The sequence below is a fragment of the Pseudomonas sp. 65/3-MNA-CIBAN-0223 genome, assembly GCF_040310425.1.
Lineage (GTDB): Bacteria > Pseudomonadota > Gammaproteobacteria > Pseudomonadales > Pseudomonadaceae > Aquipseudomonas > Aquipseudomonas gregormendelii.
This window is the reverse complement of sequence record NZ_JBEOPV010000351.1, coordinates 1-236: the sequence shown is the minus strand read 5'-3', so window position 1 is coordinate 236 and position 236 is coordinate 1. Positions and strand designations below refer to the sequence as shown.

Genomic DNA, 236 nt, shown 5'->3' with positions numbered 1-236 from the left:
CGGTTACTGGGCACGGCCAAGTGGCTTTTAGTTCGGCATTCAGGAGTTCTGATGCATTTTTGCTAAATATATCAATGTTGGCTAAGTCGATGAGCCAGGGTTTAATTATGTGCTCGCTTGCGCAACGATATAGCTCTTCGAATTCTTGATGTCCGGCAAAAAATAAATACTCGATAGATCTAAACGCATTCCATTGATCTTCTTCTGACTCAAAGCAATTTAGCCATGTGTTTAAG

General features: G+C 41.1%; 1 protein-coding gene. It reads right to left on the bottom strand.

Annotated elements, in window-relative coordinates; genetic code table 11:
- On the bottom strand, positions 1 to 236 hold a 236-nt coding region (locus AAEZ09_RS29185; RefSeq protein WP_350601800.1), incomplete at both ends, for a hypothetical protein.